The sequence below is a fragment of the uncultured Leifsonia sp. genome, assembly GCF_945957465.1.
Classification (GTDB): domain Bacteria; phylum Actinomycetota; class Actinomycetes; order Actinomycetales; family Microbacteriaceae; genus Leifsonia.
In genome coordinates this window covers 48,426-62,982 of sequence record NZ_CAMFLC010000009.1, presented here as the reverse complement: position 1 = coordinate 62,982, position 14,557 = coordinate 48,426, and the positions used below count along the sequence as shown (strand labels likewise).

General features: G+C 66.2%; 17 protein-coding genes and 1 pseudogene. 12 read left to right on the top strand and 6 right to left on the bottom strand.

The window, feature by feature from the left end:
* The first annotated feature begins 38 nt into the window (after positions 1-38).
* Both Q0Q23_RS06800 and Q0Q23_RS06795 read left to right on the top strand, forming a co-directional pair.
* On the top strand, positions 39-665 hold the full coding sequence (locus tag Q0Q23_RS06800) for a hypothetical protein (protein ID WP_295121288.1): 627 nt from the start codon (positions 39-41) through the stop codon (positions 663-665).
* Positions 662-865 carry a DUF6186 family protein gene (locus Q0Q23_RS06795; protein ID WP_295121285.1) on the top strand — a complete coding sequence of 68 codons (204 nt, stop codon included), beginning with the start codon at positions 662-664 and terminating at the stop codon, positions 863-865. The genes Q0Q23_RS06800 and Q0Q23_RS06795 overlap by 4 nt, the downstream gene beginning before the upstream one ends.
* A 10-nt stretch (positions 866-875) precedes the next feature.
* Here the strand turns inward: Q0Q23_RS06795 and Q0Q23_RS06790 are convergent, their stop codons facing one another.
* Together Q0Q23_RS06790 and Q0Q23_RS06785 are read right to left on the bottom strand one after the other, a co-directional pair.
* Positions 876-2,195 (bottom strand): LCP family protein, encoded by a 1,320-nt coding sequence (locus tag Q0Q23_RS06790; RefSeq protein ID WP_295121282.1) that lies wholly within the window; start codon positions 2,193-2,195, stop codon positions 876-878.
* Between the two features lie 196 nt (positions 2,196-2,391).
* On the bottom strand, positions 2,392-2,985 hold the full coding sequence (locus tag Q0Q23_RS06785; protein WP_295121279.1) for a hypothetical protein: 594 nt from the start codon (positions 2,983-2,985) through the stop codon (positions 2,392-2,394).
* A 330-nt stretch (positions 2,986-3,315) separates the two neighbouring features.
* Here Q0Q23_RS06785 and Q0Q23_RS06780 point away from each other — a divergent pair, with 330 nt between their 5' ends.
* From Q0Q23_RS06780 to Q0Q23_RS06770, 3 genes are all read left to right on the top strand, one after another.
* A complete protein-coding gene (locus Q0Q23_RS06780) occupies positions 3,316-3,891 on the top strand; it encodes an RNA polymerase sigma factor (RefSeq protein WP_295121276.1) in 576 nt (191 codons plus the stop codon).
* A gap of 7 nt (positions 3,892-3,898) precedes the next feature.
* Positions 3,899-4,396, top strand: coding sequence for a hypothetical protein (locus Q0Q23_RS06775; protein WP_295121273.1), 498 nt, complete (start codon positions 3,899-3,901; stop codon positions 4,394-4,396).
* A gap of 638 nt (positions 4,397-5,034) precedes the next feature.
* Positions 5,035-5,382 (top strand): hypothetical protein, encoded by a 348-nt coding sequence (locus Q0Q23_RS06770; RefSeq protein ID WP_295121271.1) that lies wholly within the window; start codon positions 5,035-5,037, stop codon positions 5,380-5,382.
* Positions 5,383-5,384: 2 nt separating this feature from the next.
* On the opposite strand, the gene Q0Q23_RS06765 is transcribed toward Q0Q23_RS06770, so the two are convergent.
* A complete protein-coding gene (locus Q0Q23_RS06765) occupies positions 5,385-5,756 on the bottom strand; it encodes a sulfate permease (protein ID WP_286264145.1) in 372 nt (123 codons plus the stop codon).
* Between the two features lie 196 nt (positions 5,757-5,952).
* Here Q0Q23_RS06765 and Q0Q23_RS06760 point away from each other — a divergent pair, with 196 nt between their 5' ends.
* Positions 5,953-6,984, top strand: a complete 1,032-nt coding sequence (locus tag Q0Q23_RS06760; protein ID WP_295121266.1) for a DNA-processing protein DprA — start codon at positions 5,953-5,955, stop codon at positions 6,982-6,984.
* On the opposite strand, the gene Q0Q23_RS06755 is transcribed toward Q0Q23_RS06760, so the two are convergent.
* The gene (locus Q0Q23_RS06755) at positions 6,942-7,493 is read right to left on the bottom strand and encodes an ImmA/IrrE family metallo-endopeptidase (RefSeq protein WP_286264142.1); all 552 of its coding nucleotides are present in this window, start codon (positions 7,491-7,493) and stop codon (positions 6,942-6,944) included. The two genes, Q0Q23_RS06760 and Q0Q23_RS06755, sit on opposite strands and share 43 nt — an antisense overlap.
* Positions 7,490-7,990, bottom strand: a complete 501-nt coding sequence (locus Q0Q23_RS06750) for a helix-turn-helix domain-containing protein (protein WP_295121260.1) — start codon at positions 7,988-7,990, stop codon at positions 7,490-7,492. The genes Q0Q23_RS06755 and Q0Q23_RS06750 overlap by 4 nt, the downstream gene beginning before the upstream one ends.
* Before the next feature lie 396 nt (positions 7,991-8,386).
* On the opposite strand from Q0Q23_RS06750, the gene Q0Q23_RS06745 reads away from it, so the two are divergent.
* Genes Q0Q23_RS06745 through Q0Q23_RS06725 form a run of 5 tightly spaced genes read left to right on the top strand, consistent with a single transcriptional unit; the run spans position 8,387 to position 13,103 of the window.
* The gene (locus Q0Q23_RS06745; protein ID WP_295121256.1) at positions 8,387-9,352 is read left to right on the top strand and encodes a nucleotidyltransferase domain-containing protein; all 966 of its coding nucleotides are present in this window, start codon (positions 8,387-8,389) and stop codon (positions 9,350-9,352) included.
* Positions 9,349-9,963 carry a hypothetical protein gene (locus tag Q0Q23_RS06740; protein WP_295121253.1) on the top strand — a complete coding sequence of 205 codons (615 nt, stop codon included), beginning with the start codon at positions 9,349-9,351 and terminating at the stop codon, positions 9,961-9,963. The genes Q0Q23_RS06745 and Q0Q23_RS06740 overlap by 4 nt, the downstream gene beginning before the upstream one ends.
* Positions 9,950-11,248 (top strand): ThiF family adenylyltransferase, encoded by a 1,299-nt coding sequence (locus Q0Q23_RS06735; RefSeq protein WP_295121250.1) that lies wholly within the window; start codon positions 9,950-9,952, stop codon positions 11,246-11,248. Before Q0Q23_RS06740 ends, Q0Q23_RS06735 begins: the two co-directional genes overlap by 14 nt.
* Before the next feature lie 23 nt (positions 11,249-11,271).
* Positions 11,272-11,802 carry a Mov34/MPN/PAD-1 family protein gene (locus Q0Q23_RS06730; RefSeq protein WP_295121247.1) on the top strand — a complete coding sequence of 177 codons (531 nt, stop codon included), beginning with the start codon at positions 11,272-11,274 and terminating at the stop codon, positions 11,800-11,802.
* Complete coding sequence (locus Q0Q23_RS06725) at positions 11,799-13,103, top strand: SAVED domain-containing protein (RefSeq protein ID WP_295121244.1); 1,305 nt, start codon at positions 11,799-11,801, stop codon at positions 13,101-13,103. The genes Q0Q23_RS06730 and Q0Q23_RS06725 overlap by 4 nt, the downstream gene beginning before the upstream one ends.
* 19 nt (positions 13,104-13,122) lie before the next feature.
* On the opposite strand, the pseudogene Q0Q23_RS06720 reads toward Q0Q23_RS06725, so the two are convergent.
* Positions 13,123-14,130 (bottom strand): annotated as a pseudogene (locus Q0Q23_RS06720) (helicase C-terminal domain-containing protein); the annotation flags it as partial.
* Positions 14,131-14,378: 248 nt separating this feature from the next.
* Between Q0Q23_RS06720 and Q0Q23_RS06715 the strand changes: the two are divergent.
* Positions 14,379-14,504, top strand: a complete 126-nt coding sequence (locus tag Q0Q23_RS06715; protein WP_295121241.1) for a hypothetical protein — start codon at positions 14,379-14,381, stop codon at positions 14,502-14,504.
* Positions 14,505-14,557 lie beyond the last annotated feature (53 nt).

Genomic DNA, 14,557 nt, shown 5'->3' with positions numbered 1-14,557 from the left:
GCAAGCGTCCGCCGCAGACCGGGCGTAGCGTATGGCGCGTGGATGAGGGGCAGCGCTCGATACCGTCGTCGGGCCGCCGGTGGATGTCGGCGACCGTGATCATGCGCGCGGGCTGGACGGCGGTCCTGATCATCACGGCCGTGTTCCACGTCGTCCGGGGCGCCCCCGCCGACGCGGCGATCTATGCGGCCGGTGCCGGCGTCCTGATCTTCGACGCCCTCGGCTGGCTGCGCATCCCGCTGCGGATGCCCGCTGATCGGGACACCCTCTCGCGGCGGGTCATCGCGGGCACCCTCATCGCGGTGGCCGCTCTGACGCTCGGTTTCACGCGCCTGTACAGCCCGGCGGACACCGCGATCGTCGTCGGCCTGGGCGTCCTCCTGCTGCCCGTCGCCTGGGCGGACCGCGGCAGCGGCCCGCGCGGACCGCTCACCCCGGTGATCCGGCGTACGGCGATCGCCTGGTCGATCGTGATCGTGGCCGGATGCCTCTGGGAGATCGGTGTCTTCTTCCTCGGCCGCGACCTCACGGGGAGCGAGGCCGCGTTCCCGGCGCTCTCCGACCTCATCGATCCGGTGCTCGCCTGGCCGCCCGCACGTGCGCTGCTGGTCGCGTGCTGGCTCCTCGGTGGCTACACGCTGCTCCGAAGGGGGCGGCGACCGTGAGGTGGGTGACGATCGGCGGCTTCGTCGTCTGCGGTCTGCTCATGGCCGCACTCGTCGTCCAGTCGCGGCTCCGGCCCGACCGGATCGTCCCGCTCAGCACCCTTCTGGACCGTGTGATGGCCGACCGCGCCGCGCGGTTCACCATCCTGCTGTTCTGGTGGTGGCTGGGCTGGCACTTCCTCGTGACACCGCCCGACTGAGCGTGGTCGATCAGTTGTTGCCCTTGGTGCACGTCTGCTGCGCCGCCGTCTGGCCGGTCACCGTGGACGGCAGCTCCACGGTTCCGGAGGTCGCTGTCGGCGCGGGCGCCGCCGCACCCGTGTCACCGGGCGCCGGGGTCGTGCTGTCCGCTGGCGGCGTCGAGGGGGTCGGCGTCGGAGTCGCGGTCGCGGACGGGTCCTCTGCGGCGCGGCCGGTCGATCCCGTGAGCGCGACGGGCTGGTCGTTGACCAGCGCGTCGTTCACCGCGGACGCCGCCTCCTCGTCCGGGATCACCCGGTTGGGGTTGTCCGGGTCCCCGACCGCCGGGTACTGCAGGAACACCATGTTCTGGAGTCCGGTGTCTTTGAGCGCGAGCGCGATCTGAACCAGGGTCGTCGGGTTCGTCAGCGAGTCCGACGGGGTGATGTTCTGCACGGCCGCCTTGGCGAGAGCGTAGAGCTGCACGGGGTTGGACAGCACCCCTCCGCCGACGATCTTGCGAGCGAGCGCCGACAGGAAGACCTGCTGGTTCGAGATGCGCCCCAGGTCGCTGCCGTCGCCGACGCCGTGGCGACTGCGCAGGAACGACAGGGCCTCATCGCCGACCAGCGTGTTCTCTCCCGCGGGCAGGTCCAGCGCCGGATTGGTGTATCGGTCGGTCACCGGGGAGGCGAGGCAGACCGTCACGCCGCCGACCGCCGTCGACATCGCGCTCACGCCGTTGAAGTTGATGACGGCCCCGAACGGGATGGTGACGCCCGTGAGCTTTTCGACCGTGAGCACCACGCAGGCCAGGCCGCCGCGCGAGAGCGCCGTGTTGAACTGCGCGTACGACGATCCGCTCACCGTCCCGTTGCCGTCCGGCGCCGGACAGGTCGGGATCCGCACCATCAGGTCGCGCGGGAAGCTCACGACCATCATGCTCTTGTGGTCCTGGGCGATGTGCAGCAGCATCGTGACGTCGTTGTTGCCTGCACCGGAGCTGGCATCCTGCTCGGCCGCCGAGTTGTAGACGCCGCCCAGGTTGCTGCGGCTGTCGGTCCCCGCCAGCAGCAGGTTCACTCCGCCGTCGATCGCGCCGACATTCGGGATGTCCTGCGGAACCGCGGTATGACCGGGCAACGCCGCCAGATGCACCCCGTGCTTCACGGACCGGGCGACATCCCACACCGCGTACGCCGCGAGGGAGACGCTGCTCACCAGCGCGACCGCCACCACCCCGGCCAGCAGCTTGACGACCGACACGCCGAGACGCCGACGCGGCAGCCGGCCATGCCGAACCGGCGCCGGGCCGCGCGCACGCTGATGACGGCGTGGCAGGTCGGTCATGGCGGAAACCCCCGGCGGTCGTGGATACGGCTGGTGGAATCCTAAGCGATCGTGCGTATTCGGGAGCGTATCGCCGCCGTAGCGGAGTGCCTCTTCAGAAGTGAAGCCGCACCCGGCGGGTGTGTCGCCCAAGCCGGGTGCGGCTTCGGCGGCAGCCATATCCCCCCTGGTGGGCTGCCGCGGTCCAGCGGCCCTGTCAGCCGGAGACCCGCCAGGACTTGGCGAGGTCGTTCAGCGACCCCATCGACGTCTGGCTGGTGACGTAGCCGGTGGACGATCCGGAGTAGTTCGTTCCGGTGAACAGCGCCGTCTTGCAGGTGCCGTAGCTCGTGAACGAGGAGACCCGCCCGTACCAGCCGAGCGGGCCGATGTCGGTGAACCCGTACGCGGAGGTGGCACAGCTGCCCGACGACGTCGACATCGTGTACGACCCTCCGCCGTAGCCGTTGTCGTCGTAGATCGTGGACAAGGCGACCGTCGTCTGAATCCCGGCCGGCACCAGCGCCGCGTCTCGGCGGGCATCCACCTCCACCCCGGAGACGGTCTCCGGGTCCGGAATGACCAGGCGGACACCCTTCTGTTCGGCGACCGCGGCCACCAGGTCCTCCCCCGTCTTCACGCACAGGCTCTCACCCGTGTCGACCGCGTACCAGCAGCTCTCCCCCGCGGCGGCCGCCGGAGGTGTCGCCGACCCGTCGGCGGCGTTCGCGGTTCCGCCGCCCAGCACCGTCATCACCGCCGACAGCCCGAGGACGCCGAGCCCTCCCCCGACGCCCGCGAACCTTCGCATGTGACTCCCCCAATCGTGGATGCTTCTTCTCCTGGCGACCGCCTGAGCACGATTCAAGAGGTCCGAGGTCCGCTCAAGCAAGCGCCGTGTCACGACACGCGGGGGCATCGGACTGTTTTGAGACGCATTCGTCCGAGCGCACATTCACAGCCTCGACCGGTTGCGGGATGCGGCACCCGCCGGACATACCGACAAGCGTTAACCGCGAGTGGTTCACACGCGGTTGTGGCGGGACCTTCACCGCGTCGCGTGATCGGCCGGACATCGGTGAGACACTTCGGCCGAACCGGACATGATGAGTGTGAGGGACCATTTCACCAGGGGGAGATCGTGCAGGCGCTTACCGACGACACGACGGGCGAGTCGGTCTCCGACGACCGCCCTGCGGTCGAGCGCCTCCGCCGCGGTGACCGCGACGCCCTGACCGTCCTGTACACCCGGCACGCCGGCACCGTCTACTGGAACGCGTTCGGTGTGCTCCGGTCCCGGCCTGACGCGGAAGAGATGACCGCCGACGCGTTCCTCACCCTGTGGACCAAACGCCACGACGTCGTCATCTACGGCATCTCCGCTCTCCCGTGGCTGGTCGTCACCGTCAAGAACCTCAGCCGCAACCGGTTGCGCGCCAACGAACGACGCAGCACCGACCACCTCGACGACGTCGAACCCGCCTCCAGCACGCCGTCCGCGGAGGACCTCGCCGCGCTCGACGAGGCGATGCGTCTCGTCCGCGACGTCATCAGGCAACTGCCCGCAGTGGACCGGGACATCTTCCGCCTCTGCGTGATCGAGGAACTCACCTACAAGGAGGCCGCAGCCCAACTCGGCCTCAAGCACGGTTCCGTGCGCAATCGCCTCTCCCGGGTGCGGCTTCGCCTGCAGAGCGAGCTGGGACCGAGGAGCTGAGGACACCATGATCGACACACCGACGCTTCCTCCCGGGTCTGACGCCCGGATCACCGGCCTCCTCGACGACCGGCTGACCGGCTATACCCGCCGGCAGAAGAAGCGCGGCCGCATGATCGCCGCGGCCGCAGGCACCGCCGTCCTCCTCGGCGCCGGCAGCCTCGCCTGGGTGACGCTCGCGCCGCACGTGCAGCAGACCCGATCCACCTACTGCTACAGCGCGGACAGCACCGACTCGCGGTACACCCAGGTCGGCATCCCCGACGAGCAGACCGGACCCGACGGGACGACACAGCCGGCAACCCCGACCGACCGCGCCGCCGGCGCACGAGACCTGTGCGCGTCGGCGTGGACAGCCGGCATCCTCAGCGACGACACCACGGTTCCACCGCTCGTCGTCTGCGTCCGCCCCGACAACGTGCCCGCCGTCTTCCCGAAGAAGGCGACGGACACCCGCACCGACGAGACGTTCTGCTCCGACCTCGACCTCGCACTGGAAAGGTGACACCGATGAACGCATCGATCCGACCCGACTCCACCGAACTGCCGCCCACCCACTCCGTCGACATCAGCTGGGCCGTCGAAGCTGGTCTCCCGAGACCATGACCGCGCGCTGCGACCGATGCCGGAAACGGCTCGACGATGACGGCAACCGCACCGCCACCCGGGTGCTCTGCGACACCTGCTACGGCCAGTTCATCGGACTCGCCGCAGGGTTCATGACATCCGCCACGGTGGAGGACGCCATCCCAACCGCCGGGTGGAATGAACGACGAAGGAACCAGGCGAATCCGAGCGAGTAGCGGCGCTAGCGGGCTCGTCGCGAGTCGGAGCGGCTACGCGCGACACCCAACTGCTTCAGCTTCGACGCACCGCCCCGACCAGGATCACGATCAACGGTACGAACCCGACACGCGACGAGCACACGCCGCAAGGTAAAACCCCCGGCCGATGGCCAGGGGCTGCTTAACATGAGTTCTCGCGACTCATCACAGAGTGGACCTCCGTAGAGAGTTTGAGAACCCCTGCCCACACCTGAAAACCTTGTCTTTGCGCAGGTCACGGGGCTTCTACGACCACGACCAGCGCTCCTCTGAGCCTACCGTTTCCGACTCAAGGGGGCGAGTGGTGCGATCACTTGGGATGGTTCAAACCCTCCTTCGCACGGAGCAGGTCGACGATCTGGTGGCGCAGTACCGCGAGGGCGCAACGCTCGTGGAGCTGGCATCCGTGTTCGGCGTGAACCGCCGCACGGTCGCCACTCACCTCACCCGGCGGGAGGTGACAATCCGCCGCGGGCGGTTCGACCCTTCCCGCATCCACGAAGCGGCCGACCTCTACCTCAGCGGGTTGACGCTGGTAGAGGTCGGGGCGAAGGTTGGCGCGGGGCCTCAGGCTGTCCGACGAGCGCTCGCTTCGCACGGCGTCGTGATCCGGCCTGGCGGGCGCTGTGGTTCTCGCATCACGGCATCCACTGCCGTGGGCGGTTGAGCCTAAACACGAAGGGCTGGCTCATGCAGGCTCGCCTCGACGCGCGAGTCATGGCGCTGGTGACGACGGACCGCAGCCTCGTGCAGGCGCGCACGGATGAGCAGAGCGACGCTCACGGGTCCCATGATGATGAACTTGAGCGCGTTCCAGCATGCCCACAGCACGATGAGGTGCAGCCAGCCCGGGCCGCCGTCGGCTGCCGAGCCAGAGCAGATGCTGGCGATCAGGATGTACGGAAGCGCGACCAGCATCGCGGGTATCCCCCACTTGAGTCCGCGACGTGTGCGGATGGCAGCGAGCAGTCGGTTGCTCGGCATGTAGCGGAGCAGGTAGTCGCGGGTGCGAACGCTGAGCGTCCAGATAAGGCGGAACATGTCGGGCCTCTCGTCACACGTGTTACTCCGTCGAGGAGGCAGAACGTGTGTGAGTGCCCGAAGGCCGTCCCGGAGGACCCGCAATATGAGGAGAACCTGCCTCACCATCCACTGTACGCCGGGGGCGGCGTTCATGGAACCCTCGCCGTCGCGTCGCCGCGCGCACCTCTCTGTGTAGGAGTGAGAGGACCCGACGATGACGAACCTGAGCCAGGTAGTCCAGGACGAGCGCACGGCGCGCATGGTGCTGTCGATGCTCGTTGAACCGGACGATGCCGTGACCGGTCGCCTCCTGGGTGAGCTCGGTGCGCTTGAGTTGCTCCGACTCGCCGAGGGTGATGAGGTGGTGCCGGGCCTCAGCCCCGTTGACGCTCAGGTGTGGCGTGCCCAGTTCGAGCGCTCAGATGCTCGGACACTTGAACAGAACCTCGTCGGAGCCGAGCGCGCCGGTATCGGCACGCTAATTCCCGGCGACGAAGAATGGCCTTCCGCGCTCGACGATCTTGGCGACCGACGGCCGTACGTCCTCTGGACTCGTGGCACGGCATCGTTCCTCGCGCGACCGCTCAACGATCTCGTCACGATCACCGGCGCGAGGGCTTCGACCTCTTACGGCGAGCATGTGGCCGGGCAGCTTGCCTCCGACCTCGCCAGCGCTGAGCGGATCATCGTGGCCGGCGGTGCGTACGGCATCGAAGGTGCTGCCCATCGAGCGGCCCTGGCATCCGGTGGCGACACGATCGCGGTCATGGCGAACGGCGTTGACCGCATGTACCCGATGGGTCACCGTGAACTGCTTGAGCGGGTGGCCGACCTCGGCCTCGTGCTCAGCGAGGTTCCACCTGGCGCAGTGCCGACGCGCCACCGCTTCATTGCTCGGGCGCGGGTTATGGCTGCACTCTCCGCAGCGACCCTCGTGGTTGAGGCCGGCGCTCGCTCTGGATCAATGACCGTCGCCCGGCGCGCGCACGAACTCGGGCGCGCCGTCGGAGCTGTACCAGGACCCGTGACCAGCGCCACGAGTGCTGGGCCACACCGCCTCCTTCAGGATGGCCTCGCGAGGCTGGTCACCGACACCGGCGATATCGAGTCGTTGGTCGCGCACAAGAACCGTCCTGATCCTGGTCAAGCGATCGGTCGCCGAGATTCACAGCGGCAACCAACCGCGGACCGTTCTCGACCCGCCTATCGGGACACAGCCTGCTTGGCGACACCGGTGGTGTTGTAACGGAAGCGCGCCATCTCGACCGTCACGTCGTACTGGCTGGCAATTTGGTCAACGGGCGTTCGTCGACGCGCTGCACTGAGAAGCAGTGGGCGCGGGAGAAGAAGTGTGCCCCCGAAGGCCGTGGCCTCCTCCTCTTCCTCTGGTTTGCAGGTCCGGAAGGGCATCCCGTTGAGTTCACGAATTTCAGCAAGGTCGTGTTTCAGCATGATGTGCGCCAGTTCGTGCGCAATATCGCTGTTCTGCCGACCCGGAGTCCGGAGCGGGCTAACGACAACGATCCGGCGATCCTCGATCTCGAAGGTCGCGGCGGAGAAGGCGAACGCTTGCAGTCGCTCCAGCTCTTCAAGCTCGCTGATGTCCACCAAGTCTGCGGCATCAACGATCGACACATTCAGGTGTTTGGCGAGATCGCGCGGATCAAGGCGATCGTGCGAGGCGAGTCCAAGTTCCTTCCGAACCCGCGCGGCCTCGCGTTCGGCCTCTGCCTTGAACCCGCGACGTAGCGTCACAGCTCCCCAGCCGAAACGCGCGCGGCCAACTTGCTGTGCATCTCACCCAAGAGTGAGTTGAGCCGTTCGGGCACCCCGGGCCGGAGCATCGAAGCGGCGCGGAGGTGGCAAGCAACCACCTGGCGCTGCACCGGCGCCTTGGCCAGGACGTCGTACATGCTGCGCAGCATTTCCGCGATCTTGGATGCAGCATCCGGTTCAAGGCGCGGATCGGAAGCAAGATGCGCGATCGCCTCATCGATTGGCGCCACCTCGCGCAACGCCGTCGACATGAAGAACTGCCCGGGCGACACGCCGAGCCACGCGCACAGAAGGGTGAACGAGGTCAGGTCCGGCTGAGCGCCTGCCTCGATGCGAGTGAAGGTGCTAAAGCTGACGCCAGCCTCGGCAGCCGCTTGACGAAGCGACAGCTTCCCGCGACGTTCGCGAAGCATCGCACCTAATTGTGTGAGGTCGAGCCGCTCCATGCCCGGGGCGGTGTCGGAGGTCCCTGTCATGCTGGACTCGCCGTGCTAGCCGCCACTGTCCGTCTCCGTTCCATGAGGGCAAGCCTAGCGCGTCATTGACTCGTTGCTGATACGACACGGCGTGTCTCAACACGCCTGATGCCGCTTTGCTGATACAGTCGTGACGTGCTCCAACCTGGAGACACGCCATCGAGCGCGAACTACAGAGGAGGTGAGGAACATGGCAGGCAAGCGAGGACGCAGCGCGGTCACGGGCCGGTTCGTGAAGCAGTCCACGGTGAAGCGTCACCCGAAGACCACGACTAACGAGAGCACCGGCAGGGGCAGTACGAAGAAGTAGGCACCGTGCCGCGCTCCGCACCGCACAGCAATGTCGGTGGCAGTGGCTACGGTGATCGACCAGACGAACCAATCAGGAGAACGACTATGAGCGTGACTGACGCCTTCAAGACCTTTCAGGACGTCGTGAACGCCGACATCACGCAAGTCCGCGAAGCCCGCACTCGACGCGATCTCTTCAAGGGTGCCTTCAGGGCCGAGGTCGACGTGAAGGAAGTCATCGCGTCCGGATCGCTCGCGCGAGGGACACACAAGGACCCGATCCATGACGTCGATGTGATCGTCGTCTTCGATCAGGAGGAGCATCCTGAGTGGGGAACTCCGGGAAGTTCCGCCGCGGATGCTCTCGATTACACGCGCGGGCGTGTCAACGCGCTGCTCGGGGCGACGAACGGCACCTACGACCACGCCGTCCGGCTGGCCCGGTGGCGCAACCATGCCGTCAAGTGCTTCCTGGATGACCCCGACGATCCTGACGCGTTCACGGTTGATGCCATGCCTGCACTGCGCCGCGATGGGCGGCTCCTTATTCCGGAAGCACTTTCGGAAGACTGGGTCGCTTGTGACCCAGAGTTCCTGATCGCCGAAGTGGCGGATCGACACGCGCAGTGGAACAACTTCGCCGGCACTGTTCGGATGCTCAAGTGGTGGGCTGCCGCGCAAGACACCAAGATCAAGTCTCTCGTCATGGAGGTCCTCGCGCTCGACTTCCTGCCGACGGACGTCAACCAGCCCGCTGCGATCAAGCAGTTCTTCGTCAGTGCCTGCTACCACATCGAGGGCGGGAACGAAGTCGCCGATCCCGCTGGACTCTGCGGACCGATTCAGCCCGACATCGACTACGACGCGTTCGCCGACGCCCTACGGTCCGCCCGAGACAACGCCATCAAGGCGTTCCAGGCGCAGGCGAACAACGACTCTGCGGCTGCGATCAAGCACTGGGGCGAGGTCTTTGGGGATGATTTCCCGAAGCCTCCTGCCTCCACTGGCATCCCGGCGCCTGCGGTCGTGCCCGCGGCGCCCCGGCCGGTGAAGGACACTCCGCAGGGATGACTCGCGCAACAGGACCGGATCACGACGCGGGCACCACGGCGCTCAGCCCCGTGCTCTGGACTGAGTGCGAACCCGCGCGGCTGGCGCGCGACCAAGATGAGGTCCTGGCTTTCGCGCCGTTGCTCGAATTCCAGAGGCCCGCGGATGACGGCTTGACGCACGGCGGATGGATCGGTGTCCTCCCCCGCTGGCCCTTCGAGCGGCCGAGGCCCGAAGCTCTCGATGAGCTGCTTGGCAACCAGGAACTGAGGGTGCTCGTCGTCTACTCCGCAGCGCACCCGATGGTTCCGCCGACGATCTACTCCATCGACCCGGAGCCGTCGATCTGGGAGCAGACACAGTCCGCATGGCATGTAGCTCCGGGAGGCTCGCTCTGCCTGCTTCAGAGTGATGGCGGCTGGCAGCCCGAGGCCAGTCTCACCGAGCTCCTGGCGAAGGCATCGGGGTGGCGAATCGAGTACGCCCTCATGAAGGCTGGGATCATCGATGCAATGTCGGTCAATGGAATCGTCTCTGACCCATCGCACGACCACCTGATTGATCGAGCGATTCAGCGAGTAGCTGAAACACCGGACCCGGACGAGGTTGGGGGCGCGGATGTCTCCCCGTAATCCCTACATCGTGATGCCCCGAGACGCGGTCACCAAGATCGCAGGCTCCGACCTCTCGCGCGGATCGCTGGTGCTCCGCCGCGTTCCCGCAGACGATATGTACGTCGTCCAGACCGTGGAAACCGGCAAAGACATCCGTCTTCCAGCCGAAGTTCCGCGCGAGTACGCCGCGCTTCGTTCGGGCGACGCCCAGCATGCAGCTCAGTGGATCAGAGTGGTCTCTAACGACGCCCATCTTCACCATCTCTTCTTGTCCAGACGCCCCGATATCTCTATCGGGTTCAAGGATTTTCGGAAGTTGGTGCCAGGCGTCTCCGACCCCGGCAACAACCTTGGCGTGGTTGTCACTCACGACCCCGACCTTCCACCAGAGCTGGTGGAGGCCGGGGCTCCGGAGTTTGCGGGATGGGCTGTCCGACGCGACGGTGTGGAACCGCTCCCTATCGAGATCGAGCCACACGTTGTTGGCCTGGCGCAGTTGACCGGCAAGTGGCCGATCGAGCAGCTCGCCGCCAATAGCGTCATGGTTGTGGGCTGCGGCAGCATCGGGAGCGCAGCAGCAGAGGCGCTCGCAGGATACGGAGTCGGACGTGTGGAGCTTGTCGACCCGGACCGATTCCTCTGGCACAACATGCTCCGCCACGCTCTCGGACCCGAAAGCGTCGGGCGATTCAAGGTAGCGGCTATGAAGGACCACCTCGCCCAGCACTGGCCGCAGCAGACAGTGGTGGCTCACAGGCGTGACGTGGTTACCGAGGCGCATTACATCCGGCCCATCGTCGACCGCGTCGATCTGGTGCTCTGTGCCGCAGACGGTATTGCTCCCAGACGCGTCGTCAGCCACCTCTCCAGGCGCGCGCGAAAGGCGGCGATCTTGGCGTGCGTGCTCGACAATGGCTCGATTGGAGAGGTCATCCGGCTGCGTCCCACTCCCCGGTTCGGATGTCTCCTCTGTCTACGGCAGCAGCTTGCAGACCAGGGTGCGATGGACGCCGAGGCGGATCAGGAGTTGGATTACGGCACCGGGCGCGTCCATCAGCCAATGACAGCTGTGCCGCCTGATCTCCGATACGTCGGCACGTTCGCTGCGAAAGTAGCCATCGCGACGTTGCTGGAATCGCTTCACGGTGACCACACCCAGCAGGTTCCCGGCGAACACGCCATCATTGGTCTCCGACCAGCAGGTGACCTCGCAGCCCCGTTCGACCTCAGCCAAGCCGGCGACGTTCGGTGGTCGTCCATCCCCAGACCCCGCACGTCGTGCCCGACCTGCTCGCCAGGATGACCGGTCGAAGAGATGTACCTCCGGTGACGATCACTGACGTCGCGCTCAGCTCAATCGCGCGCGAAGCTTCGCGATCCATCGATGGGTTCGAGACTGGCGGCATCCTGCTCGGATACGACGCGACTGATGGGATCGGCATCCGACACGCCGGCGGACCCGGACCCAACGCCACCCGCGGCGAACGCACCTTTATGCGAGACCTCGACCACGCCCGGCATCTCGCGGACTCAGCCTGGTTGGAGGACCATAGCCAGTGGATAGGCGAATGGCATACCCACCCGACCGGAACACTCTTCCCGAGCGAGGTCGATCTCCAGTCCTACATGCGCCATCTGCGCGACCCCGACCTGGGGTTTGATCGGTTCGTCGCCATAGTCGCTGGGTTCGATTCATCGGCACGAGTGCTCGCTGCAACCTGGCTCATCCAACGGGACCGAATCTGGGCGGTGGTACCCGAGAGGCTGCCTCCTGCGCCTGCTAGAGACAGCCCCTATGCCAGTGACGCGGCGAAGCGCGCCGCCTCCATACCCGACGAACACAAGGAGACGCCATGACATCCGATTCCGCCACTCCTGATCCCGCAGACCCTATCTTCATCTCCTACCGCCAGAACGATGGCACGGATGTTGCTGCGGAACTCGCCTGGCTCTTCCGCGCCGCCGGCATCCCTGTCTGGCGGGACCGAGACGATCTGCCACCAGGCGATACCGAGGCGCGACTCAAGCAAGCGATAGCGGCCGGCATCTCCGGCGGCGTTCTCGTGACAACACCAGACGTGGTGAACAGCAGAGTTGTGAAGACGCTGGAAGCACCCCAACTCCTCGACCTACATGCCGACCACGAAGTGTTTGCACTCGGCATCACCAACTCGGTGAAGACAGAAGACGGCGGAACAGATTACAACGCTCCCGACCGTCTTCTGGAACTTCGTCCCGGCACCTTGAGCGGTGTAGATCAGCAGCCCGCTGAACGCAACGGTCTGCTCGCATTGATCCGTGGTTTCGTCTGGCACCGAATCGCGTCTCTTCGCGAGCGAATCGAGGTAACCGACCAAACGTTCCATCTGAGCCTCCAGACTCGAAACACGCCACAGGTCTATGACCGGACCGGCGACGAACTGGACATCCGGCTCCGACCCTCTGTTCATGAGCGGCTTCCGAGCGTCGGCGGACTCCAAGACCTCAAGGACACCATCGGTCTCCTCCCCGATGCAGTGACCCGTTCTGGGGCACATCGCCTACGTGTCGCTGGAGGGGCTCATCTCTCCGTGGCCTTCGCAGTCGGGGCTGCCCTGCCATCGTCTCGTATCGGACACATGGACGTGATTGACCAACAGGGCGCCACTTGGGCGAGCGATGGTGAAGCGCGGTTCATCGCCCAACCACAAGTACAAGTCGCAGGAGAGGGGCGAAGTCCTTCGGCGATCACAGCCGGCCGGCCCTCCGTAGCCGTCTATGTCGATCTCCTGCCGCAACGCAGCGACACCGCCTTCGTTCGGTACATCGAAGCCCACGAACCGTTTCTCGCGGCTTGGCGTCATCTCACAAGTGCGAGCGGCACGCTACTCGACCCCTCTGATGCAGGCCTGATCGCCGCCGACGTTGCCGCGCACATTCGTGCCCTGTCGAACGACAACTCCAACGCCGAGGTGCACCTCCTGCTACGGTGCCCGTTCCCACTTGCGCTGCTCATCGGGAGGCTCACCAATACCCTGCGCGTGGTCGTCCACGAGTGGGATGACTCCGATCCCATCACTGGTGAAGATCACCGCGCAAGGTACGTGCCTACCCTTCGTGTACGTACGTCTGCAAGCGCAGGGGTGATCGAAGAGGTGCTTCTCCCGGATGCGTGTTGACTACGGCAGTCGGCGCGCTTCAGAGTGAGCGCTCGGCGCCATAGCGTCCCTGTGAATGCTGCGGTACTTCGCTCACCTCAGCGATGAAGCCACGAACTCGATCGAGGGCAGTTCGTGCTCGGGCGGCGTCGATCTTCTGCGCGGCGGACTCGGGCGGGGTGCCGAGGGGTGCGTCGTCGGTGACGCGGTAGCGGTCGCGGTATGCGGCGATCACGCGTGCGGCCTTGCGCCACGCTGTGGCTCGTCGTCGGTCGGCGGGAGGCGCTCCAAGGGCGTTCGTCCACGGTGCACTCTCGGTCAGCGCAGCTTCGAGTACGGCGTCGGCACGGGCCTCGATCAGCGCTTCTCGCTCGTCAAGGGCTGCTCGCATCTCGGCGTCGATGATGCCATGCGCCTGCGGGATGAGGCCGGCGATGAGTCGCGCTGGCTTGCGTGTCCTGCCGGAGCCTGCGGGACGCGCGGTCGCCCGCTCGACCCGGTAGTGGAGAACGGCGGCGATGTCGTCGGCGTCGCCGAATCCGCGCGCGGCCACGAGGCGCGGGAGGAGCGCATCGACATTGTGATGGTTGGCTTCGGCACGGCGGAGTTCAGCCGCGAGCGGGCCGAACGCATCGGACTCGACGGCGCTCTCGGCCTGTTCCGCGGTAAGCCCGGAGCCGCGGACGAGAGCGGCCCAACGGTCGTGCTGGGCAGCGGCGACGATGGTCTCGTACTCGGCGGCGAGCTGCGCGATGGAGCCCCACTGCTCCTGCTCGGCCACGATGGTCTCGTGCGCCGAGAGTTCGGCCGCTCTGTGCTGCAGAATGCCGTAGAGCACGCTTCGCGCAGTGGCATGCGGGTCGTCGCCGGGGTGTGGCTGCGCGTGGTCGTCGGCGCGGTCGAGAGTCACGTAGGCGTGGTTCGAGTGCCGGCCTCGGGTCATCGCGACGTAGAAGGTCTCCCTCGTCGAGGTCGGTTCGACCAGCACGTGCGCGGTGTCGGTCGTGACGCCTTGGGCGCGGTAGGCGGTGACTGCGTAGCCGAGGTTCGGTAAACGCACTCACCTGTGAATGTTGGCCTGTGCGCAGTTCCAGCCTACTGATGTCACCGGATACGCGGGGCGTAGATTGTGGGCGAGACCAGCGGCGGGGGGCGGCGTCCCCGCCTCCGCGTAGCAGCACGCCAGAGCAGTCGACAACGACCTGTCATCGTCGACGGCCGCGACGATGGGCAGTAGGTACTTGTACCCGTCGCGTGCGCTCAAGATCTTCCGCAATGACGGCAAAGCAGCGCGCGATGTTCGCTCACCTACTGCGCATGACGGTCTCGATGCGGATGATGAGCGCCGGCGACGGCTACAAGTACCTTCTGTACTCGTTCGCGGCCGCAGACGCCGACCGCGCTGGCTCTCGACGCCGCTGATCCACTACTACGCGAAGTAAGGTGCCCCGTGCGCGAGCAGAAGTAGCCGCGTC